The 25,163-nt window shown below is 68.9% G+C and carries 20 protein-coding genes; 16 read left to right on the top strand and 4 right to left on the bottom strand.

The genetic code is table 11. The features are described 5' to 3' along the window. The first annotated feature begins 18 nt into the window (after positions 1-18). From ACZDYF_RS02015 to ACZDYF_RS02025, 3 genes are all read left to right on the top strand, one after another. Positions 19-1,299 carry a 5-(carboxyamino)imidazole ribonucleotide synthase gene (locus ACZDYF_RS02015; protein WP_475052580.1) on the top strand — a complete coding sequence of 427 codons (1,281 nt, stop codon included), beginning with the start codon at positions 19-21 and terminating at the stop codon, positions 1,297-1,299. A 3-nt stretch (positions 1,300-1,302) separates the two neighbouring features. Continuing rightward, entirely contained in the window at positions 1,303-1,845 is a 543-nt protein-coding gene (gene purE, locus ACZDYF_RS02020) for a 5-(carboxyamino)imidazole ribonucleotide mutase (RefSeq protein ID WP_475052584.1), read from the top strand. A 144-nt stretch (positions 1,846-1,989) separates the two neighbouring features. Then, positions 1,990-4,128, top strand: coding sequence for an acyltransferase family protein (locus ACZDYF_RS02025; protein WP_475052588.1), 2,139 nt, complete (start codon positions 1,990-1,992; stop codon positions 4,126-4,128). 18 nt (positions 4,129-4,146) lie between these two features. On the opposite strand, the gene ACZDYF_RS02030 is transcribed toward ACZDYF_RS02025, so the two are convergent. Then, on the bottom strand, positions 4,147-5,106 hold the full coding sequence (locus tag ACZDYF_RS02030; protein ID WP_475052590.1) for an LCP family protein: 960 nt from the start codon (positions 5,104-5,106) through the stop codon (positions 4,147-4,149). A gap of 876 nt (positions 5,107-5,982) precedes the next feature. On the opposite strand from ACZDYF_RS02030, the gene ACZDYF_RS02035 reads away from it, so the two are divergent. The 8 genes from ACZDYF_RS02035 (at position 5,983) to ACZDYF_RS02070 (ending at position 16,082) form a co-directional block, all read left to right on the top strand. Next, the gene (locus ACZDYF_RS02035; RefSeq protein WP_475052592.1) at positions 5,983-6,972 is read left to right on the top strand and encodes a glycosyltransferase; all 990 of its coding nucleotides are present in this window, start codon (positions 5,983-5,985) and stop codon (positions 6,970-6,972) included. After that, on the top strand, positions 6,965-7,849 hold the full coding sequence (locus tag ACZDYF_RS02040) for a glycosyltransferase (protein ID WP_475052595.1): 885 nt from the start codon (positions 6,965-6,967) through the stop codon (positions 7,847-7,849). The genes ACZDYF_RS02035 and ACZDYF_RS02040 overlap by 8 nt, the downstream gene beginning before the upstream one ends. Positions 7,850-8,088: 239 nt before the next feature. Then, on the top strand, positions 8,089-9,276 hold the full coding sequence (gene glf / locus ACZDYF_RS02045; protein ID WP_475052598.1) for a UDP-galactopyranose mutase: 1,188 nt from the start codon (positions 8,089-8,091) through the stop codon (positions 9,274-9,276). Beyond that, positions 9,273-11,234: a glycosyltransferase gene (locus ACZDYF_RS02050; protein ID WP_475052603.1), complete on the top strand. Its 1,962-nt coding sequence runs from the start codon at positions 9,273-9,275 to the stop codon at positions 11,232-11,234. Before glf ends, ACZDYF_RS02050 begins: the two co-directional genes overlap by 4 nt. Further along, positions 11,231-12,100 carry an ABC transporter permease gene (locus tag ACZDYF_RS02055; protein WP_475052606.1) on the top strand — a complete coding sequence of 290 codons (870 nt, stop codon included), beginning with the start codon at positions 11,231-11,233 and terminating at the stop codon, positions 12,098-12,100. Before ACZDYF_RS02050 ends, ACZDYF_RS02055 begins: the two co-directional genes overlap by 4 nt. Then, positions 12,100-12,825 carry an ABC transporter ATP-binding protein gene (locus ACZDYF_RS02060; RefSeq protein ID WP_475052609.1) on the top strand — a complete coding sequence of 242 codons (726 nt, stop codon included), beginning with the start codon at positions 12,100-12,102 and terminating at the stop codon, positions 12,823-12,825. Before ACZDYF_RS02055 ends, ACZDYF_RS02060 begins: the two co-directional genes overlap by 1 nt. Next, positions 12,818-15,079, top strand: a complete 2,262-nt coding sequence (locus ACZDYF_RS02065; protein WP_475052612.1) for a hypothetical protein — start codon at positions 12,818-12,820, stop codon at positions 15,077-15,079. The genes ACZDYF_RS02060 and ACZDYF_RS02065 overlap by 8 nt, the downstream gene beginning before the upstream one ends. Continuing rightward, the gene (locus ACZDYF_RS02070; protein WP_475052616.1) at positions 15,072-16,082 is read left to right on the top strand and encodes a glycosyltransferase family 2 protein; all 1,011 of its coding nucleotides are present in this window, start codon (positions 15,072-15,074) and stop codon (positions 16,080-16,082) included. The genes ACZDYF_RS02065 and ACZDYF_RS02070 overlap by 8 nt, the downstream gene beginning before the upstream one ends. Before the next feature lie 112 nt (positions 16,083-16,194). On the opposite strand, the gene ACZDYF_RS02075 is transcribed toward ACZDYF_RS02070, so the two are convergent. Next, positions 16,195-18,210: a SpoIID/LytB domain-containing protein gene (locus ACZDYF_RS02075; RefSeq protein ID WP_475052619.1), complete on the bottom strand. Its 2,016-nt coding sequence runs from the start codon at positions 18,208-18,210 to the stop codon at positions 16,195-16,197. A gap of 70 nt (positions 18,211-18,280) precedes the next feature. On the opposite strand from ACZDYF_RS02075, the gene ACZDYF_RS02080 reads away from it, so the two are divergent. From ACZDYF_RS02080 to ACZDYF_RS02090, 3 genes are all read left to right on the top strand, one after another. Beyond that, positions 18,281-19,420 carry a DegT/DnrJ/EryC1/StrS family aminotransferase gene (locus tag ACZDYF_RS02080; protein WP_475052622.1) on the top strand — a complete coding sequence of 380 codons (1,140 nt, stop codon included), beginning with the start codon at positions 18,281-18,283 and terminating at the stop codon, positions 19,418-19,420. A gap of 85 nt (positions 19,421-19,505) precedes the next feature. Next, a complete protein-coding gene (locus tag ACZDYF_RS02085) occupies positions 19,506-20,438 on the top strand; it encodes an NAD-dependent epimerase/dehydratase family protein (protein ID WP_475052628.1) in 933 nt (310 codons plus the stop codon). Further along, positions 20,438-20,896, top strand: coding sequence for an acyltransferase (locus ACZDYF_RS02090; RefSeq protein WP_475052632.1), 459 nt, complete (start codon positions 20,438-20,440; stop codon positions 20,894-20,896). Before ACZDYF_RS02085 ends, ACZDYF_RS02090 begins: the two co-directional genes overlap by 1 nt. A gap of 85 nt (positions 20,897-20,981) precedes the next feature. On the opposite strand, the gene ACZDYF_RS02095 is transcribed toward ACZDYF_RS02090, so the two are convergent. Together ACZDYF_RS02095 and ACZDYF_RS02100 are read right to left on the bottom strand one after the other, a co-directional pair. After that, positions 20,982-21,947 (bottom strand): Gfo/Idh/MocA family protein, encoded by a 966-nt coding sequence (locus ACZDYF_RS02095; protein ID WP_475052635.1) that lies wholly within the window; start codon positions 21,945-21,947, stop codon positions 20,982-20,984. Next, positions 21,947-23,047 (bottom strand): DegT/DnrJ/EryC1/StrS family aminotransferase, encoded by a 1,101-nt coding sequence (locus tag ACZDYF_RS02100; RefSeq protein ID WP_475052638.1) that lies wholly within the window; start codon positions 23,045-23,047, stop codon positions 21,947-21,949. The genes ACZDYF_RS02095 and ACZDYF_RS02100 overlap by 1 nt, the downstream gene beginning before the upstream one ends. 102 nt (positions 23,048-23,149) lie before the next feature. Between ACZDYF_RS02100 and ACZDYF_RS02105 the strand changes: the two genes are divergently transcribed. Continuing rightward, positions 23,150-24,034: an acyl-ACP--UDP-N- acetylglucosamine O-acyltransferase gene (locus ACZDYF_RS02105; RefSeq protein ID WP_475052643.1), complete on the top strand. Its 885-nt coding sequence runs from the start codon at positions 23,150-23,152 to the stop codon at positions 24,032-24,034. Further along, on the top strand, positions 24,034-25,086 hold the full coding sequence (locus ACZDYF_RS02110; RefSeq protein WP_475052645.1) for a lysylphosphatidylglycerol synthase transmembrane domain-containing protein: 1,053 nt from the start codon (positions 24,034-24,036) through the stop codon (positions 25,084-25,086). The genes ACZDYF_RS02105 and ACZDYF_RS02110 overlap by 1 nt, the downstream gene beginning before the upstream one ends. Positions 25,087-25,163 lie beyond the last annotated feature (77 nt).

Genomic DNA, 25,163 nt, shown 5'->3' on the forward strand with positions numbered 1-25,163 from the left:
CGACTACCCTCGGTACACGTGTCAGCACCAGTGATCGCCGTTGTCGGAGGCGGGCAGCTCGCCCGCATGATGGCCCCTGCGGCCGGTGAGCTCGGGGTGCACCTACGGGTGCTCGTCGAGGCTCCCGGGACGTCGGCGGCCCAGGTGGTCACCGACGCCCCGGTGGGATCGGCCACCGACGAGGTCGCGATCCGAGACCTCATCGCACCGACGGACGGCAGGGCTCCGGCCGACGTCCTCACGTTCGAGCACGAGCACGTGCCCAACGACCTGCTGACCGACCTCATCGAGCACGGCACCCCCGTGCGGCCCGCGCCGCACGCCCTGGTCCAGGCGCAGGACAAGATCGTGATGCGCCGCCGGCTCAACGAGCTCGGCGCGCCGTGCCCACGCTGGGCCCCGCTGCCCGTCGACCCCGAGCAGGGGCACGCGACGCTCGCCGGCTTCCTCGCCGAGGTCGGCGGCGAGGCTGTGGTCAAGACGTCGCGCGGCGGCTACGACGGCAAGGGCGTGCGCGTCGTGACCTCGGCCGACGAGGCCGCCGACTGGCTCGCCGCCGCGGCAGCGGGCGGCCCACAGCTCCTCGTCGAGGAGAAGGTCCCGTTCACGCGTGAGCTCGCGGTCCTGGTCGCGCGGCGCCCGAGCGGCGAGGTCCGCACGTGGCCCGTCGTCGAGTCGATCCAGCGCGACGGCGTCTGCGCCGAGGTGATCGCCCCCGCCCCCGACCTGACGGACGCCGAGGCCCGCGAGGCGCGCCAGGTGGCCGTCGCGATCGCCGAGGGGCTCGACGTCACCGGCGTCCTCGCGGTCGAGATGTTCGAGGTCGCTGATGGCGCTGTCGGCGCAGACGGCCCCGTCGACGCCCTGGGCGTCGCCGGGTCGGCGGACGGTCGCCCCGCCCGCCGCGTCCTGGTCAACGAGCTCGCGATGCGCCCGCACAACTCCGGTCACTGGACCATCGACGGCGCGGTCACGAGCCAGTTCGAGCAGCACCTGCGCGCCGTCCTCGACCTGCCGCTCGGCGACACGTCGCCCACGGCCCCGTGGACGGTCATGGCCAACGTGCTCGGGTCGAGCCTGCCCGCCCTCACCGACGCGCTGCCCGGGGTCCTGGGCGCGTTCCCCGACGCGCGCGTCAACCTGTACGGCAAGGACGTCCGCCCGGGCCGCAAGCTCGCCCACGTGAACGTGAGCGGTCATGACCTGGGCGAGGTCCGCCGTCGGGCGCTGGGCGCGGCCGCGCTGCTGCGCGGCGAACCCCTCCCCGAGAACCGGACCACCGACGAGACGAAGGCCTGAGACATGACCGAGAGCACGCCCACGGTGGGCATCGTGATGGGATCCGACTCCGACTGGCCCGTGATGCAGGAGGCTGCGGCCGCGCTGCGCGAGTTCGGCGTGGCGATCGAGGTCGACGTCGTCTCGGCCCACCGCATGCCCACCGAGATGATCGACTACGGGCGCAGCGCCGCCGAGCGCGGGCTGCGCGTGATCGTCGCGGGCGCCGGGGGCGCCGCGCACCTGCCGGGCATGCTCGCGGCCGTCACACCCCTGCCGGTCATCGGCGTGCCCGTGCCGCTGCGCCACCTCGACGGCATGGACTCGCTCCTGTCGATCGTGCAGATGCCCGCGGGCGTGCCCGTCGCGACCGTCTCGATCGGGGGCGCTCGCAACGCAGGCCTGCTCGCCGTGCGCATCCTCGCCTCGGGCACGGACGACGCCGCAGCGCGCCTGCGCGAGAAGATGGTCGCCTTCCAGGAGGTCTTGAGTGAGCAGGCGCACGCCAAGGGGGCTGCGCTGCGCGCCACGGTCGCCGGAGAGCGCCGCACGGGCTTCGGGGCGTAGGGCACGATTCTCGTGCCGCTCGGCGCGGCACGTAGGATGCCTGGACCGCGACGAGGCACGGCCCGTGAGGCCGCGTCGCGTCCGTGCACGGCTGCACGGACGGTGGGGGAGCGTCACGGTCGACGTCGAACGAAGGAACAGACCGTGACCCTCCCGACGCCGGTCCCCACCGTGCGCCCCGAGCCATCGACCCCGTTGGCGGTGCCGGACCCCGTCGCGTCCGGTCGACGGGACGACCTCGACGGCCTCCGTGCTGTCGCCATCCTCCTCGTCGCGATCTTTCACCTGTGGGTGCACCGGGTCTCGGGCGGGGTGGACGTCTTCCTCTTCCTGTCGGGCTTCTTCGTCGGTGGCGGTCTGCTCAGGAGCTTCGCCCGAGGGCGTCCGGTGAGGCTGGGGACGTATCTCCCCCGGCTCGCCCGCAGGCTTCTCCCCGCCCTGGCGGTGACACTGCTCGGCGTCGTGGCCGCGACCTTGGTGCTCCTTCCGCGGTCCAGGTGGTCGGACGTCTCAGCACAGTCTCTCGCGTCGCTCGCCTACGTCGAGAACTGGTATCTCGCCCTGTCCGGACAGGACTACGGCGCCGCCGACATCGGGCAGAGCCCGCTGCAGCACGTCTGGTCGCTCTCGGTCCAAGGACAGCTCTTCGTCCTGGTTCCGCTTTTCCTGCTGGGGCTATGGTGGCTCGGCCGCCGTCAGGGCCACCAGGCTCGCCTGCAGGTCCTGCGGACAGGTCTCGCCGTCGCTGCGGTGGCCTCCTTCGCCTACGCGGTCCTCCTGACCCGCATCGATCAGCCTGGCGCGTACTACGACACGTTCGCGCGAGCCTGGGAGTACCTGGCCGGAGCGATCCTTGCGCTCGTCGTGTCGCGCGCGTCCTGGACGCGGACGACCCGCCTCCTCGCCGGTTGGTGCGGCCTGGCTCTCGTCCTGGCGACCGGCGTGATGCTCGACGGCGGGATGCTCTTTCCCGGGCCGTGGACCCTCGTGCCTCTCGCCGGTGCCGCGCTCGTGGTCCTCGCCGGGGCGGGTGGCCACGCCGTCGGGGTCTCACGCGTGCTCGCATGGCGGCCCCTGGCTGTCGCGGGAGCCTACGCCTACGCGTTCTACCTGTGGCACTGGCCGGTCCTCGTCTTCGTGATCGCGGTGCGGGACCGTCCCGTCGGGTGGCTGGCGGGTTCCGCGGTGCTCGTGGTGTCCGCAGGGCTGGCCTGGGCGACGAAGCGCTGGGTCGAGGATCCCATCAGGCGCTGGGGGGCTTCGGAGCCGGTGCCGGTCTCCACCGCGTCGGCGCGGGCCAAGCATGTCCGCACGGTGCGCAGGCTGCGGGTCACGACGCCGTTGGTCGCCCTCGTGGCGGTGGTCCTGGTGCTACCGACGGCATGGCTCGGGTACGTCGACGTGGTCAAGGTGCAGAACCGCTCGTCCATATCTCTCGCCGACCTCGAGAAGTACCCAGGCGCGTTCGCCGTGCTCGACCCCGGGGTGTTCACGGTGGACACGGCGCTCATGCCCATCCCGCCCACGCTCGTGGCCCTGGACGACAAGCCGCGAGCGGTTTTCGACGGCTGCGGGACGGGAGGCGACGACGCGAAGGTGAGGGTCTGCAGCTACGGCGAGCTGACCGCCGACCGGTCGATCGCTGTCGTCGGGGGGTCTCACGCCGAGCACTGGATCGACGCGCTGGCGGAGGTGGGGGAGCGCGAGGGGTTCCGGGTCGACACCATGATCAAGTGGGGCTGCTCGCTGGTCGACGGCGGCCTGGGCGGCGTCGAGTTCTTCGCCGAGGACCCGAGCTGTGCGCAATGGTCGCAGAACGCTATCGACCGGATCCTCGAGCTCCGGCCTGGCGCCGTCTTCACGACGGCGACGCGGCCGGCGCCGCTGGACGTGCCCGGTCGCGAGGTCGTGCCCTCGGCCTACGTCGCGGCGTGGGAGCGGCTGGCCGACCGCGGGATCGAGATCGTTGCCATCCGCGACACCCCCTGGCTCAGCTTCTCACCGGTGACCTGCCTCGAGGCCTACGGCCCGTACGCGGCGGAGTGCAGCGTCAGCAGGACCGACGTGCTGGACGAGATCGACCCGCTCGTCGAGGTCAACGACGCGACCTCCGAGCGCGTCCACTTCATCGACCTCAACGACGTGGTCTGTCCTGGCGACACGTGCACGTTCGTCCAGGGGAACAGGATCGTGTACCGCGACGAGCACCACCTCACGGCCACCTACGTCCAGACGCTCGCGACGGTGCTCGGAGAACGGGTGCTCGCGGCTCTGGGGTGGTGACCGCGCCGGTGGCGGTACCTACCCGGGCAGCCCGCCCACGATCCCGGCTGTCAGCCGGCCGTCTCGCACGTCGGTCCAGAACGTGGGGCTCAGATCAGGGTCGAGCCGTACTGTCGAACCGATGCCTCCGGGGCGGTAGTCCGGGTCGGAGATCGGCGGGGTGCCGGTGACGCCGTCCGGTCCGTTGGCCGCGCGGAACGCGAGAGCCATCCTGCCCAGGTCGACGATCCCCGTCCGCTCGTCGACGACGAGCGACCCCAGACCGGCGTCCAGGAGAGACACCTGGGCGGCGGGCTTGAACAGGAGGCTCTTGTCCGCCGCCTCCTTCGTGACGGCGCTGATGACCTGTCGTTGGCGTTCTGCCCTACCGATGTCGCCCTTGACGTCCGAGTAGCGCATCCGGGAGAAGGCCAGCGCCGTGTGCCCGTCGGCAGGGTGGCACCCGGCAGTCCAGACGAGCTCGCTCCGGGGGTCGTCCACGTCCTGGTCCAGGCACAGCTCGACCCCCCCCAACGCGTCCACGATGCCCTCGACCCCCCCGAACCCGATCTCCACGTAGTGGTCGACCGTGAGCCCAGTGAGCCCTTCGACGGTCTGGACGAGGAGCGGAGCCCCTCCCCAGGAGTAGGCGGCGTTGAGCTTGGCCGGGCCCTTGCCCGGGACCTCGACGAAGGTGTCGCGCGGCAGGCTGATGAGCGAGACCGGTCCGCTGCGCGGCTTGTGGAGGAGCATGATCGTGTCGGTCCGTGCGCCTTCGGTACCGTCCTCGCTGATCCCCTCGCCACGGGCGTCCGAGCCGGCGAGCAAATAGGTCTCGCCCGAGGTGCCTGCGGCGCCGGAGAGAGCGTCGACGTGCTGGATCTTCCCGTTGGCCCACACGAGCAGCCCGATAGGCCATGCGAGCAGGAGGACGAGCGCGAAGACACCGACCAGCGCGACCAGCCGTCCTCGCCGTGCACGCCCGCGGCGGGGGGGCACGGCACGAGGGCCACCGGACACGACGCGAGCGCCGGGCGAGGAGGGCGCAGGACGTCCACCCCGTCCGGTACCCGACGCCGTCCGGCCGCGGGTCGTCGACGAGGCCGCAGTCGCCCGTTGACCGGACCGGGCCGGACCGGTGGCGGGGCGTTCAGCGGGACCAGGTCGAACGCGCTCTGCCCCCGCCACGACGCCCTGCCGGGCAGGGGAGGCCGACGGACGCGACGGCCTCCCTGCAGCGGGAGGAAGCGACGGCGGGGCGTCCGCGTTCGTCGCAGAGCTCCGGTGGGCGGAGTCGTTGTCGCTCGCGCCGTACTCGGTGCTTTGGGAGCCGACCGACCGTGCCGGGATCGCCGGTGGAGGAGTCCCGGGACGAGACGTGGGGGCGGAAGCGGTCCTCGAGGACTGTCGCTTGATCCGTGGTTCGGCGGAGAGCGGGACGTCCGGCGGGATCGGCTTCTCGGAGCGCCGGTCTGTTGGTCGAGACCCGTCAGACCCCACCGTGATGGCGTCTCCGGCGCTCGGCGGGCGGGCTGCCCGTCCCGACTGCGGCGTGAAGCTCGGCGGGCGGACCGGTCCGGACGGGGACTCGTCGTGGGACATCGTGACCTCAGCCGCCGACCGGCGCGACGTCGTCGGGCAGGCGAGGACCGCCCCCTGTCCTTGCGGCCAGAGACCGAGCGGCTGCGCACGTCATGGAGGCGATCCTTCCACCCGAGGGACCCGGCGTGCCACAGGCACAGCCAGACACTGGCGGGAAATGCGAGCAGGTCGTCACGGGAGTAGAGCCTATTGGTCGTGCGCGGCCACGCCGAGCGGGCCGGGAGCGCTTCGGGTGGAGGACTTGTGCAGACTCGCCTCGGGTACGCTTCCAGCGTGTCAGCAGCAGATACCCCCACCTCCGCCCCCGAGCGCGAGGTCTCGGTCGTCGCCGTCGTCGTCGCGTACAACCGCCGCGACCTGCTCAAGGTAGCGCTCGACGCCCTGGCCGCGCAGACCCACCGGCTGGCAGGCGTCGTCGTCGTGGACAATAGGTCCGACGACGACTCCGAGGTCGTCGCAGCGGAGCACCCCATCGGGGCCGAGGTCCTGTCGCTGAGCCGGAACACCGGCGGTGCGGGCGGCTTCGCCGCAGGCATCGCGCACGCGCTGAGCGTGTTCGGCCCCGAGTGCGTCTGGCTCATGGACGACGACACGATCCCGACGCCGACGGCTCTCGAGGAGCTGGTCAGGGCTCGTGCTGAGTATCCGGAACCGGTCGCCCTGCTCGGCAGCAGGGTGGTCTGGCGCGACGGGCGGGACCACCCGATGAACACCCCGCGCCGCCGCCCGGGGGCGACGAGCGACGAGATCAAGGACTCCCAGGCCGTCGGGGCGGTGCCAGTGCGCTCCTCCTCGTTCGTGTCGATGCTCGTCGACAGCCGAGCGATCCGCTTTCACGGACTGCCGGTCGCCGACTACTTCATCTGGAACGACGACTTCGAGTTCTCGTGCCGGCTGCTGCGTCGCGGCATCGGGCTGTACGTGCCAGGGAGCGTCGTCGAGCACCGGACGAAGGTCTTCGGTGCGACCGACGTGGATCCGGGAGACCGCTTCTACTACGAGGTCCGGAACAAGCTCTGGATGCTCACGCGCTCGCCGTCCCTCTCGCCCGAGGAGAGGCTCCTGTACACCGGGTCCTCGCTGCGCCGATGGGTACGCACCTTCGCCAGGTCGTCGCGGCGTGACGTGCTTCGTCGAGCGGCCCTCAAGGGTGCGCGCGACGGGATACTGCGCTCACCACGACCGACCGTCAGGGTGCTCGACGGGGCCGGGGTCCCGGCCAAGGAGATCCTTGAGGTCGAGGCCGGCGCCGGACGTGCCTGACCCTCGGACCCCGGTGCCCGCGGCCACCGAGTTCAGCGTGCTGCTGCCCGTCTACCACCGCGACCAACCGCCCTTCCTGCGCCGGGCTTTCGACTCGGTGACGGTCGAGCAGACGCTCCGGCCCACCGAGGTGGTCATCGTCCGGGACGGTCCTGTGGGCCCCGAGCTCCGGGCACTGCTCGTCGAGCTCACGGCGACCAGCCCGGTGCCCGTCGTCGTCGTCGAGCTCGCGGAGAACGTCGGCCTCGCGCGCGCCCTCGAGCACGGACTTCGACGGTGCTCCACCGAGATCGTCGCCCGCATGGACGCGGACGACATCAGTCGGCCCGACCGCTTCCGGGTGCAGGTCCCTCTCGTCGCCGCGGGGCTCGACCTCGTCGGCTCCGCCATCCAGGAGTTCGCCCACGAGGCCCGGCTCCAGGACGAGGGTGCGGTGGTCCGCACGCCACCGCTGTCCGCCGAGGACATCGCCTCCGGTGCGCGTTTCCACTCTCCGTTCAACCACCCGAGCGTGGTCTACCGACGGTCGGCCGTCGCAGCGGCCGGGGGATACGAGGACCTCCCGCTCATGGAGGACTACTGGCTCTTCGTCCGGATGCTCCACGCCGGGGCGGCGGCCGTCAACGTTCCCGACCCGCTCGTCCTGTACCGCGTAGGTGCCGGGGCGTACGCCCGTCGTGGCGGCTGGCGGCTGCTTGGTTCCGAGGTGCGGCTGCAGTGGAGGATGTGGCGGCTGGGCTTCTCGACCGCGCCACAGCTCGTGCGCAACGTCCTCGTGCGAGGTGGCTACCGGCTGGTGCCCGAGGCCCTCCGGCGGCTGATGTACCGCACGTTCCTCGTCGACCGGTCGGGCAACGGGCCGCGCAGCGGCTCCTAGCGAGGTCGCAGCGGCATCACCCCAGCGGGTACCTCGGCCGACAGGCGCGCACCTCCCCGGCCAAGGGGACGCTGCGCCCTCGGTGCGCCTCCCGATGCCGTCGAGCGGGCTCGTCGGGCGCACGCGTGTCGTGGTCAGTGAAGGTCTTGTGTGAAAGGCGCCAGCAAAGGTCCTCTGATCCGGTCGTGTCGGAACGCACGCTAGGCTTGTGCGGCTGTTACGCCAACCTGGGAGTGTATGTGGACGCGGATCTTGTCGTTGTCGGTTCGGGCTTCTTCGGCCTGACTGTTGCAGAGCGGATTGCCGAGGAGCACGGACGGAAGGTCTTGGTCATCGACCGCCGGAACCACATCGGTGGCAACGCGTATAGCGAGGCCGAGAAGTCCACCGGGATCGAGGTGCACCGCTATGGCGCCCACCTCTTCCACACCTCGAACGAGCGCGTGTGGGAGTACGTGAACCGCTTCACCGCCTTCACGAACTACGTCCACCGGGTCTACACGACGCACAAGGGCGAGGTGTACCCGATGCCGATCAACCTCGGCACCGTGAACCAGTTCTTCCGCTCTGCCCTGGGCCCTCAGGCCGCGCGCGACCTGCTCCACGAGCAGGCTGCCGAGCTCGGCGACAAGAAGCCCGACAACCTCGACGAGCAGGGCATCTCGCTCATCGGTCGCCCGCTGTACGAGGCGTTCATCCGGGACTACACGGCGAAGCAGTGGCAGACCGACCCCAGGGACCTGCCCGCCAGCATCATCTCGCGCCTGCCCGTGCGCTACACCTACGACAACCGCTACTTCTCGGACACCTACGAGGGGCTGCCGGTCGACGGATACACCCGGTGGATCGAGCGGATGGCTGATCACAAGAACATCGAGGTCCGCCTGGGCGTCGACTTCTTCGACGAGTCGCAGCCCGTGAACAAGTCCAACGTGGTCGGCAACGTCCCCGTCGTCTACACGGGGCCGGTCGACCGCTACTTCGGGTTCGCGGAGGGCGACCTCTCCTGGCGCACCCTCGACTTCGAGGAGGAGGTGCTCCCCGTCGGGGACTTCCAGGGAACCTCCGTGATGAACTACGCGGACGCCGACGTCCCCTACACGCGGATCCACGAGTTCCGGCACTTCCACCCGGAGCGGGACTATCCGTCGGACAAGACGGTCATCATGCGCGAGTTCTCTCGGTTTGCCGAGAAGGCCGACGAGCCGTACTACCCGATCAACACGGCCGCTGACCGTGAGCGGCTGCTCGCGTACCGCGACCTCGCGGCAGGCGAGAAGGACGTCCTGTTCGGAGGACGTCTCGGCACGTACAAGTACCTCGACATGCACATGGCGATCGGTTCCGCGCTCTCCATGGTCGACAACAAGCTCGCGCCGTACTTCGGTAGCGGTGCCGGCCTCGAGAGCGGCGGGGTCGACGCATGAGCACCGAGAACACGCGCATCCTCCAGCGCGTCGTCCTGCCCCTCGAGCCGGACCAGGACATCATCTCCCTGTACGCGGAGGGCGAGCTGGGCCAGCCTGTCGTGAGCATCGGTTCCGACGGGGTCGAGCGCACGTCCCACAACGCACCGGCCGGGCGTCAGGACATCGGCCAGGTCCGGTCGAGGCGCAGCTTCGACGTCGCTCCTGCCGCACGTACCTCGTTCGGTACCTACTTCAACGCCTTCCCCGCCAGCTACTGGCGTCGGTGGACCACCGTCTCGTCGGTGCGTCTTCGCGTGGTGCTCGAGGGGACCGGCTCGATCCTCGTCTACCGCTCCAACGCCAAGGGCAACATCTACCGGGTCGACTCCCACCAGGTCGAGAAGGACCGTCCGGGGGGCACGGAGGTCACGTTCGACCTTCCGCTCACCAACTTCATCGACGGCGGCTGGTACTGGTTCGACGTCCTGGGCGGCGACCACGGCGCGGTCCTCAAGTCTGCTCAGTGGGAGACCGACTCCGACCGCCCCGCCGGGACCGTGACCATCGGCATCACGACGCTGAACCGTGCCGACGACGTCGTAGCCCTCCTGGCGCAGCTCGGTGCTGACGAGGACCTCCTCGACGTGCTGGACCGTGTGCTCGTGATCGACCAGGGGACGCAGCACGCTGAGGATCGCCCCGGGTTCGAGCAGGCCGCCGCGTCGCTCGGCGACCGGTTGAGGATCATCCGTCAGGCCAACCTCGGTGGCTCGGGCGGGTTCTCCCGGGCGATGAGCGAGACGCTCGACGCCAACGAGAGCGACTACATCCTCATCTCCGACGACGACGTCCGCACGGAGCCCGAGGGCATCCTGCGTGCCGTGCGCTTCGCGGACCTCGCCCGGACGCCGACCATCGTGGGCGGCCACATGTTCTCCATGTACGACCGGGCCTACCTGCACTCCATGGGTGAGCGGATCCAGCCGTGGCGCTTCTGGTGGGGTCCGGCTCTCGCGGGCACCTCGGGGCACCACCTCAACGAGTCGGCGCTGCGGAGCAGCCCCGCGCTGCACCGGCGCATCGACGTCGACTACAACGGGTGGTGGATGACGCTCATCCCCACGTCCGTGATGCGTGACCTCGGGCTCTCGCTCCCGCTTTTCATCAAGTGGGACGACGCCGAGTACGGCATCCGCGCCCGGGCGGCCGGGGTACCGACCGTGACGCTGCCGGGAGCCGCCGTCTGGCACGTCCCGTGGACGGACAAGGACGACAGCCTGGACTGGCAGGCGTACTACCACCAGCGCAACAGATTCGTCGCGGCGCTCCTGCACTCGCGGTACGAGCGGGGTGGGCGACTTGTCCGCGAGAGCTTCATCCACCAGGTGCGGCACATCCTGGCCGCGCAGTACTCGGTGGCAGAGCTCCGTCTGCAGGCACTCGAGGACCTGCTGTCGGGCCCGGAGCACCTGCACCGCGACCTGGACAGCAAGCTTCCGGAAATCCGCGCCACCCGCTCGGGCTTTGCCGACGCCCGGGTCGAGAAGTCGCCCGACGCGTTCCCCGTGCCTCGCCGCGAGCGACTGCCCCGTCGTGGCAAGGAGACGTCCGTCTCGGAGGGCAAGGTGTCACAGGCCATCGCGGCCGCAGTGGGCATGGCCAAGGCGGTGCGCCCCGCGAAGCCGTTGAGCCGACAGCACCCTGAGGCGGAGATTCCCGCGATGGACGCCCGGTGGTGGCTCCTGGCGCAGTTCGACTCCGCGGTCGTCTCGACCTCCGACGGTTCGGGCGCGTCCTGGTACCAGCGCGACCCCCAGACCTTCCGCGACCTCATGCGCCGCAGCGTCGCGCTCCACGAGCGCGTCCTGCGCGACTGGGTGGGGCTCTCGGCGGAGTACCGCGAGTCCATGTCCGACCTCGTCGGCCAGGAGGAGTGGAAGAAGACGTTTGAACGCACCAACCGGGAAGAGTCGTGAGCGGAGCGACCTCACTCATCTCTCCCGGCCAGGGACGTGGCCTGATCGACGTCTTCCGTCGCCGCTACCTTCTTCAGCTGATCGTCCGCAAGGAGTTGCGGGTCCGGTACCGCGGCTCGGTGCTGGGCATGGCGTGGTCGTACGTCAAGCCCGCGGTGCAGTTCCTGGTGTACTTCGTCGCGCTCGGAATCTTCATGAATCTCCGGGATCAGATCGACGACTACCCGATCTACCTCTTCTCGGGCATCGTCGTCATCAACTTCTTCAGCGAGGGCTTCGGCAACGCGACTCGTTCCATCGTGTGGAACGGGGCGCTGGTCCGGAAGATCTATCTGCCGCGCGAGCTCTTCCCCGTGGCGTCGCTCTACGTATCGGCGGTCCACTTCTTCCCCCAGCTCGTCGTCCTGCTCGTCGGGACCGTGATCGCGGGCTGGCGTCCAGGTCCGGTCGAGCTGCTCGCCGGGGTCCTGGGGTTCGTGATCGTCGCGATGCTCTCGCTGGGACTCGGGTTGCTCTTCGGCGCGATCAATGTCTTCTACCGTGACGCAGAGAACTTCGTCGACCTCATCGTCATGGTCGCGACGTGGGCCTCACCCGTCCTCTACCAGTGGGAGATGGTCCAGGCTGTGCTCCCGTCCTGGTTGTTCACCCTCTACCAGCTGAATCCGCTCACGGCTGCCGTCGAGCTCTTCCACTACTGCTTCTGGTTCCCGGCCACCGCTGGTGCGGACGCCGTCCCGCCGATCGAGATGCCACCGAACCTCTGGCTCTTCGGCGGGCTCGGCCTCCTCATCGCGATGGGTACCGTGCTGCTCGGACAGTCCGTCTTCAGGCGCCTCGAGGGGCGCTTCGCACAGGAGCTCTGATGACGACATCGATCGAGGTCGCGAACCTTGAGAAGAGATTCACCCTCAGACACAACCGCTCTTTGAAGGAGCTGATGGTCGCCGCGGTGCGCGGCAAGGACCTGAGCGACACCTTCCTCGCCCTGGACGACGTCTCGTTCACGGTCGAGGAAGGGGAGACAGTTGCCCTGCTGGGATTCAACGGTTCTGGCAAGTCGACGCTCCTCAAGCTGATCTCCGGCGTCCTCAAGCCGGACGCAGGCACGGTCGGGACCAGGGGCAGGGTCGCCGGCCTCATCGAGGTCGGGGCGGGTTTCCACCCGGACCTGACCGGTCGGGAGAACGTCTACCTGAACGGTGCGATCCTCGGCATGAGCCAGTCGCAGATCGAGCAGCGGTTCGACGCGATCGTCGACTTCAGCGAGATCGAGAAGTTCATCGACACCGAGGTGAAGTTCTACTCCTCGGGGATGTTCCTGCGGCTCGCCTTCGCGGTGTCGGTCCACTCCGACCCCGAAGTCTTCCTGATCGACGAGATCCTCGCCGTGGGAGACGAACCCTTCCAGCGCAAGTGCCTCGACCGTGTGCGGACCCTCCGGGACGAGGGCCGGACGTTGGTGATCGTGAGCCATGACCTCGATATGGTCAGCTCGCTCTGCGAGAGGGGGGTCCTCCTCGAGCACGGAAGTCTCGTGGACGACGGTCCGAGCGCGAGCATCGTCGCAAGAATGAGGTCTCATGCCTGATCAGTCTTCTGCCGTCACGACTCCCGTGAAGCCCGTGACCGCGGTCTCCGGCCCAGCTGTCGCCCCGGCGCGAACAGGTCGACGTTGGCTGCCGCCGGTCGCGATGCTCGTGGCCCTGGCCGTCGGGGCGCTCCTCCCGCTCCGGACGTCACGGATCTTCTACTACTGGGACGACACGGCGGGTGCCGCCGTGGGCGTCTGGCAGCGGATAGCCGAGGACGTCCTCTCGGGCCAGCTGCCGATGCTCCAGATCGACATGTGGCGTGGGGGCAACTTCGCCGCAGAGGCCGCGACCGGGTTCTGGAACCCGGTGATGCTCTGCCTCATGCTCGTGACCCACCCCTTGGACAACGTCGCGCTGGCGATCACGCTGAGCAAGTTCGTCCTGCTGGGGATCCTTGCGCTCGGTGTGTACTTCCTCGCGCGCGAGTACGGTGCGAAGGCCTGGCCAGCCGCCGCGATCGGCGTCGCGCTGGGGCTCAGCGGCTACACGCTGTACATGGACGCGACCTCCTGGATCAACGGTCTGGCCATCAGCGCGTTCACACCGTGGATGTGGTGGGCCGTCCGACGCAACGCGTACGGCAGAGGGTCCGTCCTGCTCGCCCTCCTCGCGGGCTACCTCCTGGTCTCGACGGGGAACCCCTACGGCATGCTCGCTCTGGGCGCCGTCCTCGCAGCGGTCGGCGTGGAGATGATCTTCGTCGGGCGTGCCCGTCGCATCTGGTGGCTCGCGTGCCAGCTCGCGATCGCGCTGTTCGCCGCGGTGATCGTCTACCTGCCGTTCCTCCTGACCTCGAGCGTGGGCAGCCGCGCGGGCAGTGAGACGGGAAACGACGAGTTCCTCGCGCCCGGCCTGTCCGACCTGCTCGGGATGAGCACGCCCGGTTTCCAGCCGTACATCGGCACCTGGGGACTGCCGTTCATGACATTCCCGGGGCTGTATCTCGCATGGTTCGTCCTACCGCTCCTGCCCTGGCTCAAGTGGTCGAACCCGTCCAGCTGGTGGAAGCGCGTCACGGGTGTGCTCGCTTTCGGCATCTTCTACCTGCTCCTGGTCCTCGGCCCGTCGCAGATCTGGATGTTCCGTTGGCCTGCGAGGCTCCTGCCCTTCCTCTGGCTCGCCGTCATGGTCCTCTTCGCGGTCCTGCTGAGCAAGGGGATCGCCCGGGACCGGCTCCGTCTCAGATGGATCCTGACGGGCACCATCATTCTTCTCGGAGGTTGGCAGGCTTACGCCGACCGTCCCGACAACTGGAAGTGGGTCGGCTTCAGCGTCGTCCTCGTCGCTGTCCTGATGGTCGTCCTCCTGCGGACGGCTCCGGAGAAGGGCCGGGGCTTCGGGGTGCTCTCCGTGGGCCTCCTGGTCGTGCTCTTCTTCCAGACCATGTGGATGCCGGTCAACGCCAACGTGGCGAACTACCAGTTCCCCCAGTCTCGTTCGGAGATGGAGAGCAACTTCGAGGGTCGGTACGAGGGGCTCACGGTGCAGATCGGATCGATCTACTCTCTCCCGCCCGGGACCGCCAACCCCGAGGGGGCGTGGAAGGACATGCTCTACGGGGAGACGTACTCGCTGTCGGGCGTGGAGTCGACGACCGCGTACACCGGTATCGGCATCAACGCGCACGATGCGGCTCTGTGCTTCAACTACTTCGGTGCGACCTGCCCCGCTGCGTGGGACTCGCTGTGGGAGGCCCCGGAGGGAGAGACCGAGACGCTCGCAGACCTTCTGCGGGTCGAGACCGTCGTGGTCCAGAACGGCTTCGTGGAAGAGCTCGAGGCACCCGAAGGGTGGCACGAGTCGGATGAGACCGAGTTCGTCACGGTCTTCCGCCGCGACGAGGCAGCGGTTTTCCCCGAGGGGCGCGTGTCGGTCGCGGGCGAGGGGGTCACGGTCGAGAGCGACGTCTCCTCGGGCGACGTCCACGAGGAGCTCGTCGTCAGCACTGGAGCGCAGAACGAGGACCGTCAGCTGACGTTCTCGCGGTTGGCCTGGCCCGGCTACACGGTCACCGTCGACGGCATCGAGGCCGAGCCGGAGCTCGGGCCTGCCGGGCTGCTGCGCGTCGAGCTCCCCGCGAATCTCGACGGTGCCGACGTCGTCGTTTCGTTCGAACCGCCAGGATGGCGTGTCGGGCTCACCGCCCTCGCCGTCGGGCTCCTGGGTGCAGCTGCGATGGCTGTGATCGAAATCGCCTCCCGCCGGAGGCGACCTATGGCTGCAAACATGAAGGATGAGGTCCATGAGTGAAGTGACGCAGACGGAGGCGACGGAACCTTCGGCGTCCGCCGACGAGAGCGGTCGACGTACCCGGTTGAGCCTCGTCGTCCCTGCCTACAACGAGCAGGAGAGCGTCGACGAGATCCTCGGCTTCTACCGTGACGTCCGTCGGATCCACGACGAGTTCGAGATCGAGCTCGTCGTCGTCGACGACGGCTCGGACGACGGGACGAGCGAGGCCCTCCTGTCCGCGCTCCAGGACGACGACCGAGCCCAGGTTGTCACCCTCTCGCGGAACTTCGGCTCGCACGCGGCCGTCACCGCAGGCCTCGTCCACTGCACGGGCGACATCGCCCTCACCCTGAGTGCCGACCAGCAGGAACCGCTGTCGGCGATCGCCCAGTTCATCGACGCCTGGCGCGAGGGTGGAGAGATCGTCTGGGGCCTGCGGTCCGTCCGGGCTACGCGCAAGGGAATCGCCGAGTACTTCGCGACCTCCTTCTCGCGAGTGTTCAACAAGCACTCCGAGGTCCCGACGTACCCCCAGGAGGGGCCCTCGCAGATCCTGGTGACCCGCCAGGTGATCGACGTCCTCGCGAGCATGCCCGAGATCAACCGCAACGTCCTCGCGATGGTGGCGTGGCTCGGGTTCGACCAGCGCAAGGTGTTCTTCGAGCAGCAGCCGCGACCGCACGGCGTCAGCAAGTGGACGCGCAAGAAGAAGGTCAAGCTCGTCCTCGACTCTTTCATCGAGTTCTCCTCGGCGCCGATCCGTCTCCTGGCGTACGCGGGAATTGTCTTCGGGAGCATCGGCGCGCTCGCGCTCGTGACCGCTCTGGTCCTGGTGTTCTTCGACGGCGCGCCCGCGGGAACTGCACTGGTCAGCGGGCTGGTCCTCGCGGTGGGGGGAGTGAACCTGGTCGCGCTCGGGCTCGTGGGCGAGTACATGTGGCGGGCAGGGGACGACGCTCGTCGTCGCCCCGTGTTCATCGTCTCGAAGCACACGACTCACGGGACGTCGACGGAGCGCTAGCCCACCGACCACTAGCGTCGTCGTGCGACGACAAGACCTCCGGGGCGTGGCGCCCGTCAAGGCGCCACGCCCCGGAGGTCTTGTCGTCACCCATGCTCGCTGGGCGCGGACCTCAGAAGATCGGTGCGTGCATGTTCCAGCCCGTCCCGATCTCGACGCCCGGACGCACGACGCCCGGCGTCGAGATCGGGTACGACCTGAGCGAGCCGGAACCTACGCCCGCGACGCGCCCCAGGAGGAAGGGCCCTCCTGGACCCTTGCCCCCGACGACCTGGTCGAACATTCCCCAGCCGCCGTCGATCTGACGTGCCGAGACGGGAGCACCGTCGCGAGCCACGGTGTGCAGGTAGAGGTTGCCGCTGGAGCGGTCGCGAGCCAGCAGGTCGGGGACGCCGTCACCTGTGACGTCGCCTGCGGACGTGATGGCATCCATGCTGTGCCAGCCGACGTTCACCACCCTGACGGACGAGAGGCCGCCTCCGGGGGCGCCGCGGTAGAACGAGAGGTTCCCCGTGGTCCGGTCACGTCCGTACAGGTCGGGCCAACCGTCGCCGTCGACGTCGCCCGGGGAGACGATGGTGTCGACCGTGTCCCAGCCGGACCCCACGACGCGTCGGGACGACGGGACGCCCGAGCGGTCGAGTGTGTAGAGCCAGAGGAGTCCGGTCGCACGCTCGCGCGCGTAGATGTCCGGCAACCCGTCTCCGGTCGTGTCAGGGACGACGGCCAGCCAGTCGTGCATGCCCCAGCCGCTCCCGCCGTCTCGCGGCGAACCGTACGTGCCGTCAGCGCGGCCTGGGTAGACGAACAGGCTTCCTGTGGCGAGGTTTCGGGCGTAGAGGTCCGGTAGCCCGTCGCCAGTCGTGTCGACGACCAGACCGCCAGCGAGCTGCTTGCCGCTCGTCGTCGTCCACCAGGTGGAACGCAGGCCGAGTGCCGAGCGAAGAGCGTCTCCGTTGACCTGGACGCTCCCGGCAGTGCCTTCGATCCGGACCTGCGTGACTCGCCCTCCCCACTCACCGTTGCCGTTGCGCCCCAGGACCACGATCCGCTGGGGTTCGCCCACGCTCGGGTACGCCCTCTTGACGGTGGCCGTGCTGATGTCGGTGCTCCAGGTGTTCGCGACGTTCTTGACATAGCCGTCGTAGGGGTCGGGCCGGGCGACGAGATACGGTTGGGTACCCGAGACGGACCAGCCGCCGTTCGAGGACGAGAACTGCGTGAAGGCGTAGGTGAACGGACCGCCCGTCACGAGGACACCGTTGGACGTCGCGGCGATCGCGGCGTCCGACGTGGCGCGTTCGTACGTGCTCACGAGCCGCCCGGAGAGTCCTGCCTCGTAGAGCGACTTCCCGGAGTAGACCTGGCAGGCCGTCGTGTCGCACGTCTGAGTCGTGCCGGTCGCGCTGTGCCGCTCGAAGGAGGCATAGGTCCGGGCGGCTACCGCCTGTGACTCGAGGGCCGCCCGCGGCCACGAGGACGGCATCTCCGCCGGGACGACCGAGCGCAGGTAGTCCTCCATCGGCACCGTGTTGACCGTGAGAACGGCGTTCCCGCCCGTGTTACGGGCGCCGAGGAGCCCGCGGTACTCGCGACGGCGGAAGTCGGGCTGGTTGAGGAACACGCTCCCGTTGCTCGACGAGAAGCTGGCCTCGGCGCCGGGGACGAAGCTGTACTGCCGCCATACCGCGGCCGTGGAGTCGACATAGTCGAGGATGAGGTCGCCCCCGGCAGGCCGCAACCGCCAGTTGAGGATCGAGGCGGCCGACGAGCTCTTGGTGGGCAGTGCGAGGACTCCGTCACGCCAGACCAGGCTCATCCCGGCCCCGGCGTCCACGGAGACCTCGGACGAACGACCGGTCGACAGACGCACGCGGATCGCCGTGTTCGGTTGCCCCGTGTACGACGTCCCGGGGTAGTAGAACGCGAGGATGCTCTGCGAGCTCAGGCCCTGCTCGGCCGCGCCGTAGGCGCCCCACTGCGACATCCCGCGCCCGTGACCGTATCCGTGGCCGGAGAGGGAGAACACTCCGTTCGCCGGCGTGTGGCTCTCGGTGGCCTGCGCCGGTACGGCCGTCCCGGCGACCAGGAGGGCGGCGGTGACGAGGATACCGAGGGTCTTGCGCATGATGCTCCGATCAGATGGGGGGCTCCAGGGTACGTGCGCCTTGATAGACTTCTGCGGACCTAGGAGGAACATGTCAAGGAATGTCGCACTCGGCCAGCCCACCGTCGGAGAGGAAGAGCTTGCCGCAGTCGCGGCCGTCTTCTCTTCAGGCTGGTTGTCCGGCGCTGGGCCCGCGTGCCTGGCCTTCGAGAAGGACTTCGCCGGCGTCGCCGGCGTCGACAACGTCCTGGCCACCTCGAACTGCGGGACCGCGCTGCATCTTGCGCTGCTCACGCTGGGCGCTGGTCCGGGCGACGAGGTGATCGTCGGTGACTACACCTTCCCGGCCACGGGTCACTCGGTCATGTGGACCGGGGCCAAGCCGGTGTTTGCCGACATCCGTCCGGACATCTGGTCCGTCGACCCGGCTGCCGTCGAGGCGGCGATCACCCCGCGGACCGTGGGTATCCTCGCGGTCGACGTCTTCGGCCAGCCCGCCGACTACGACGAGCTCCGAGCGATCGCTGACAAGCACGGCCTCTGGCTCATCGAGGACGCCGCGTGCAGTTCCGGTGCGACCTACAAGGGACGGCCCGCAGGCAGCCTGGCCGACGCGGCCGCATTCAGCTTCCACGGCCGCAAGGGGATCACCGCAGGCGAGGGTGGTGCTCTCGTCAGCTCCCGCAAGGACCTGGTAGACCACGCTCGCAAGCTCCACACCTACGGGATCGCCCCGGCGATCGTCCGTGACGCTTCGGCAGAGCTGCCGGTCCCGACGTTCGACGAGCTCGGGTACAACTACCGGATGTCCGACGTCGCTGCGGCGATCATGCGCGTCCAGGTCGACCGTCTCCCGCAGCTCCTCAAGGCGCGCGCGACCGCGGCGGGCTGGTACCAGGAGCTTCTCGGTGGCGTCGAGGAGCTGATCCTCCCGGTCGAGCTGGAGGACCGCACGCACCCGTGGCAGTCGTACGTGATCACCCTTGCTCCCGAGCTCGACCGCGGTGCGGTCGCGCTCGCCCTGCGGGAGCGCGGCGTCGGCTGCAACTTCGGCACCTACGCGAGCCACGTCCAGCCTCTGTACGGCCAGACCGAACCCTGTCCCGTCTCCGCCGACCTCTTCCAGCGACACATCGCGATCCCGATGCACGCGAACCTCGACCAGGACGACGTGGAGTACGTCGCCCAGGTCGTGCAGGACGTCATCGCCCTGCCGACGTCGCGCCGCTGAGCACCCCCGCCGCCACACCAGCGCTCGACGTCCTTTGTCATGCCCTCGACGCCGAGACCGACCCACCCACAAGGAGTCTTCGTCCATGACTGAATCACGTACCGCCTTCATCACCGGTGGGGCCGGCTTCATCGGCCTCCACGTCGTCTCGCAGCTGCTGGAGAAGGACTACAAGGTCCGCATCTTCGACAACATGTTTCGCGGCGACCGGTCCGAGGTGGCGAAGCTCGCCGAGCGGGGCGACGTCGAGCTGATCGACCAGGACATCCGCTACGGCGGCGCGGTCCACGCAGCGATGAAGGGGGCCAGCCACGTCGTGCACCTTGCCGCGGTCTCGATCAACAAGAGCCAGGCCGACCCTTACGAGTCGATGGAGATCAACACCATCGGCGAGCACAACGTCTTCGCCGCGGCAGCGGACCACGGCGTGAAGCGCCTCGTCTTCGCCTCGAGCGCCTCGGTCTACGGCGACCCCGAGAAGCTCCCCATGCACGAGGACGACCGGCTCTCGCCGCTGACCCCGTACTGCATCTCGAAGCGCACTGGTGAGGACCTCCTCGGGTACTACCAGCGTCGCGCGAACCTCTCGTGGATCGCCCTGCGCTTCTTCAACGTCTACGGCCCCGGACAGAAGACCACGGCGTACTACACGTCCGTGATCAATCACTTCGTGAACCGCATCAAGAATGGCGAGCCTCCCGTCATCGACGGCAAGGGCGAGCAGTCGATGGACTTCATCCACGTGCACGACATCGCCCGTTCTGTCGTGCTCGCGATGGAGTCCGAGAAGGACAACGTGCCCGTCAACGTGGGTACGGGGATCGACACGACGATCGCCGACCTGGCGCGCATCCTCATCGACGCCGTGGGTGCAGACGTCGAGCCGATCTTCAACCCGCGCGACGTCCTGGTCAGCCGTCGCGCTGCCGACACGACGCGCGCCAAGGAGGTCCTCGGGTTCGAGCCGACCATCGCCGTCGAGGACGGGATGGCCGAGCTGATCCGGATCGGCGGCTGATGCCCCCCCGGACCCCGGGACGGCTCCCGGAGAATCCGTACCACGAGCTGGCATGGATCGTCGGGGAGCCGTCTATCGGAGACGGGACCTGGATCGGTGCCTTCACGGTCATCGACGGGTCCGGTGGTCTCACGATCGGCGAGGGGTGCGACATCTCCGCCGGGGTCCAGATCTACACGCACTCCTCGGCGAAGCGTTGCGTCTCTGGACGCGCGTTTCCCGAGGTGGAGCGTGGGGCGGTAACGATCGGGGACCGTGTCTTCATCGGCGCGAACGCCGTCGTCAACATGGGGGTCAGCATCGGCGACGAGTGTGTCGTCGGCGCAGGTGCCGTCGTCACCGCAGACGTCCCGGCGCGGTCAGTCGTCGCGGGAGTGCCGGCGCGCGTCATTGCGACCGTCGACCTGGTGGACGCTGCCCTGCCGGTCTTCCGCTCCCTGCGCGAGCCCGGCAGCTGACGGTCCTACGCACAGAAGGGGCCGAGGTCGATGTTCTCGACCTCGGCCCCTTCTGCGTACCACCTGTCGTCGTGCGCGGCCCTCGTCAGGCAGCGACGCGTGACGCTGCGAGGGCAGCGTCCACGATGCGGTGTGCGGGCAGGATCGACGCACGCTCGACGTCGGCATCCACCTTGCCCTCGATCAGGTCGACGAAGCGGTCGAGCTGAGTGACGAGCGGCTCGGCCCCGGCAATCTCGGGGACCTCCATCTCGGTCGCCTGACGGTAGCCCGCGCCGCCAGCCTGCGCCTCGATCGTGGTGTGCCGGTAGGCCGTCACCCCACGGCGGAGGAGGTCCACCTCGATCATCCGGTCCAGCTCCTGGATCACCAGCGTTCGAACCTTGCGCTGTCCGACGCGGCTCGCCGACACCGTGGCGATCCCGCCGCTCGCGAAACGCATCGAGGTCTCGATGACGTCCTCTGCGGCCTCGGCGGAGAGGGGGTTGAAGTACCCGACCTCGACCCCGAGGGAGGTCGGGTCCTGTCCTCCGAAGAAGCGCGAGACGAGGTCGACATCATGGACCAGCAGGTCCCAGGCCACGCCGGTGCGGATGCGCGGCGCATACGGGGAGTGGCGCTCGGCACGGATGAGGACCGGAGACTCCACCATCTGCAGGGCAGTCATGACGGCCGCGTTGTACCGCTCGAGGAGCCCGCACATGACGGGGATCCCGCCGCGTGACGAGATGTCGAGGATCTCGACGGTCTGCTCGAGGGAGGGGCACACGGGCTTCTCGATCAGTACGGGCAGGCCTGCGGAGAGGACGTCGATCGCGATGCCGTAGTGGTACTCGGTCGACGCCGCGACGACCGCAGCGTCGACGCCCTGGAGCCCCGACGTGTCGGGAGACCATGCTGCGCCGAGGCGCTCGGCGGTCGCGCGACCGACGGTCTCGTTAGGGTCGATGACGACCGCAAGGTCGGCGCGCTGGGAGTTGGCGATGACACGCGCATGGTTCTGACCCATCGAGCCTGCGCCGATGAGCGCGACGCGTACTGCGCCCGCCATCAGGAGAGCACCTTGCGCAGCGCGCCGGCGACCGTCTCGACCTCGTCCGGGGTGAGGTAGGCGTGCACCGGGATGGAGAGGCAACGACGTGCGACGTCCTCGGCGACCGGCGCCTCGGTGATGATGACGTCCTCGCGGTCACGGTAGCAGTCGTAGTCGTACACGGGCTTCGGGTAGTAGATCCCGCTGCCCACGCCGTGCTCGTCCCGCAGTGTGTCGATGATGTTCTCGCGGTCCTCGGCCCGCTCCTCCGGGAGCAGAACGGTGAACTGGTGCCAGACGTGCTCACGTCCCTGCAGCTCCTGGGGAAGCACGAGCCCTTCGACGTCGCCTAGCAGCTCGATGAGGCGGGCGGCATTCGTCCGTCGCTTGGCGAGCTGGCCCGGGTAGGCGTCGATCTGCGGCAGGGCGATCACGGCCTGGAGGTCGGTCATACGGTAATTGTGGCCCGCGACCTCGTACTGGTAGCGCTGACGCATGCCCTGGTTGCGCAGGACCCGGAGCTTGTCCGCGAGCTCGGCGTCGTTCGTGGTGATGACCCCGCCCTCACCCGTCGTGAGGTTCTTGGTCGCGTAGAACGAAAAGCTGCCGGTCCCGAAGGAACCGGCGCCCCGTCCCTCGAACGTCGCACCATGGGCCTGGGCGGCATCCTCCACGATGTGCAGGTCGTGCTGCGTCGCGAGCGCGCCGATGGCACCCATGTCCGCAGTCTGACCGTAGAGGTGCACCGGCATGATGACCTTGGTGCGATCCGTGAGGCGCGACTCGACCGACGCCGCGGTCAGGTTGAAGTCGTCGTAGGAGATGTCGCCAAAACGCGCGGTCGCACCGGCTTCAAGGATCGCGTTCAGGGTCGCGACGAACGTGAAGGGGCTGGTAACCACCTCGTCGCCGGGCTTCAGGTCGAGGACCTGAAGCGACGCCACGAGGGAAGTCGTGCCGTTGTTGACGGCGACCGCATGCTCCGCGCCGACCAGGTCCGCGAACTTCCGCTCGAACTCAGCCACCTTGGGCCCCTGTGCGATGATGCCTGACCGGATGACGTCGATCACTAGACCTTCGGTCTCGGGGCTGAGTCGAACGACGGAGATGGGGATCATGTTCCTGGCCTACTTTCGACAGTGCCTCGGCCCCGTATCGGTGAGAGGGACCAGGCGGCGTGAGGTGGCCGCGCAAGGGTTCGATAGACTCTCGCCGGTCAGATGTCGTCGCCCATCATATCCACTTCGATGGTGACTCGATTCACTCGGGTTGCCGCTCTGGAGCGGGGGCAGCGGCATCACCACTACTCGCCCGTCGCGCGCCTCGTGTGTGTCAACAGAAGGAGAGACGTGGCTTCTGAAGCCGTGCCGATGATCCATCCATCCGCCTACATCGGCCCGGGGGTCGAGCTCGGGGAAGGTGTCTCGATCGGACCTTTCGCGACGATCTTCGGCCCGACCGTGATTGCTGACGGGGTCTGGATCGGCGCAGGTGCCTCGATCGGGGCTCCCCCCGAGATCTCGAGCCTCCGCCAGAACACTGCCTGGACCGGCGACCTGGACCATCAGGGCGTCGTCGTCGGTGCCCGCTCCGTCATCCGCGAGCGCGTCGTCGTGCACCAGGGGAGCGAGCGTCGCACCGTGGTGGGCGCGGACTGCTGGCTCCTGAACGGCGCCTACCTGGCCCACGACGTGCAGCTCGGCGACGCCGTCACGGTCTCGGCCGGGGTGAGCATCGGTGGGCACTGCACGGTGGGAGACCGGGTGACGATCGGCATGAACGCCACCATCCACCAGCGTAGGTTCATCTCCGCGGGTGCGATGATCGGCATGGGCACCACGCTCACTGGCGATGTCCCTCCCTTCGGCAAGGTCTACGGGGTCCCTCCGCGGCTCCACGGTCCGAACGTCGTCGCGATGCGCCGTCGTGGGATCGACGATCAGGTGATCGCAGAGCTCGTGCGGCTCTACGGCGACGGCGACGTCGACCTGACCTCGTCTGCGGTGGCGGAGTCGTTGCAGGAGATCGCCGCCGAGCTCGACGAATGGCGGAGCCAGCCGTCGCCGCGTCCAGTGCGCGCCGCCCACGGTTCGAGGGCTGAGTGATGGCCGCGGTCCACGAGTCGCCGCACGACGACGGCCAGGAGCTCGCGCACGACGAGTCCATCGTGAAGGAGAGCGTCGCCGCGGTCGTCAAGCCTGCCCCGACCAAGCGCGACAAGATCATCAACGCCGCCCGCTACGCGCTCCTGGGCGTGGTCGTGGTCGCCGCCGGCTACTACCTCTGGAGCAACTGGGACGAGGTGGGCCCTCGCCTCTCCGAGATCTCCGGGACGACCCTGGTGATCGCCCTCGTGCTCGTGGTCGCAGGTATCGCCTGCGGCACCATGAGCTGGCAGGTCTTCGTCGACGATCTCGGCAAGCCGATCGGCGCAGGCCGAGGTGCGCAGATCTTCCTCGTCGGCCAGCTCGGCAAGTATCTGCCCGGTTCTGTGTGGGCCTACGTCCTCCAGCTCGAGCTGGGACGCAAGGCGGGCCTCGCGCGCGCTCGGGTCTTCGCGGCGACCGTCTTCTCGATCGCGGTCGGGATGGTCGGCGCACTCGTCGCGGGTGCGCTCGCGCTGCCGGAGATCGTGGCGGAGAACCCCGACCTTTCCTGGCTCTACTGGCTGTACATCTTGCTGCCTTTCGCGCTCTTCGCCCTGCATCCTCGGGTCCTCACCGCCGCGGCCCGCTTCGGGTTCAAGATCCTGAAGCGCCCGCGTCCGGACCACCCGGTGTCGTACCGGACCGTTGTCTCGTCCCTGGGCTGGTCGCTCGGTTCGTACTTCTGCTACGGAGTGCACCTCTGGGTCCTGGCCCGTTCCGGCGCCGACCTGAGCGTCGGTGTTCTGTTCCTGTGCGTCGGAGCGATGGGGATTGCGATGCTCGCCGGTGTGTTCGCCTTCATCCTGCCCTCTGGGGCGGGGGTGCGTGAGCTGATCATCGTGACCGCACTCGCGCCGCTCGTCGGACTTGGTGCGGCCACCGCCTATGCGGCCGTGTCGCGCCTGATCTTCACGGTCGCGGACCTTGCCACCGCGGGCGGTTCGGCCGGTCTCGCGGTCCTCGCCAAGCGGCGACTCGGCCACTATCACGGAGATCCCGGGATCGACTGACCTGCCGACCTAGACTGCCAGGGGACGTGCGCACAAGAGCGCCCGCTCCTTGACGAGAGGGGTACGGCATCGTGGCG

The sequence above is a fragment of the Oerskovia sp. PE-21s genome, from assembly GCF_056158145.1.

Excerpts from the sequence above, each read along its gene's own strand:
- purE (WP_475052584.1), top strand. The coding sequence starts at position 1,303 with ATGACCGAGAGCACGCCCACGGTGGGCATCGTGATGGGATCCGACTCC.
- ACZDYF_RS02050 (WP_475052603.1), top strand. The coding sequence starts at position 9,273 with ATGAGCACCGAGAACACGCGCATCCTCCAGCGCGTCGTCCTGCCCCTC.
- ACZDYF_RS02060 (WP_475052609.1), top strand. The coding sequence starts at position 12,100 with ATGACGACATCGATCGAGGTCGCGAACCTTGAGAAGAGATTCACCCTC.
- ACZDYF_RS02065 (WP_475052612.1), top strand. The coding sequence starts at position 12,818 with ATGCCTGATCAGTCTTCTGCCGTCACGACTCCCGTGAAGCCCGTGACC.
- ACZDYF_RS02070 (WP_475052616.1), top strand. The coding sequence starts at position 15,072 with ATGAGTGAAGTGACGCAGACGGAGGCGACGGAACCTTCGGCGTCCGCC.
- ACZDYF_RS02075 (WP_475052619.1), bottom strand. The coding sequence starts at position 18,210 with ATGCGCAAGACCCTCGGTATCCTCGTCACCGCCGCCCTCCTGGTCGCC.
- ACZDYF_RS02080 (WP_475052622.1), top strand. The coding sequence starts at position 18,281 with ATGTCAAGGAATGTCGCACTCGGCCAGCCCACCGTCGGAGAGGAAGAG.
- ACZDYF_RS02085 (WP_475052628.1), top strand. The coding sequence starts at position 19,506 with ATGACTGAATCACGTACCGCCTTCATCACCGGTGGGGCCGGCTTCATC.
- ACZDYF_RS02090 (WP_475052632.1), top strand. The coding sequence starts at position 20,438 with ATGCCCCCCCGGACCCCGGGACGGCTCCCGGAGAATCCGTACCACGAG.
- ACZDYF_RS02095 (WP_475052635.1), bottom strand. The coding sequence starts at position 21,947 with ATGGCGGGCGCAGTACGCGTCGCGCTCATCGGCGCAGGCTCGATGGGT.
- ACZDYF_RS02100 (WP_475052638.1), bottom strand. The coding sequence starts at position 23,047 with ATGATCCCCATCTCCGTCGTTCGACTCAGCCCCGAGACCGAAGGTCTA.
- ACZDYF_RS02105 (WP_475052643.1), top strand. The coding sequence starts at position 23,150 with ATGTCGTCGCCCATCATATCCACTTCGATGGTGACTCGATTCACTCGG.
- ACZDYF_RS02110 (WP_475052645.1), top strand. The coding sequence starts at position 24,034 with ATGGCCGCGGTCCACGAGTCGCCGCACGACGACGGCCAGGAGCTCGCG.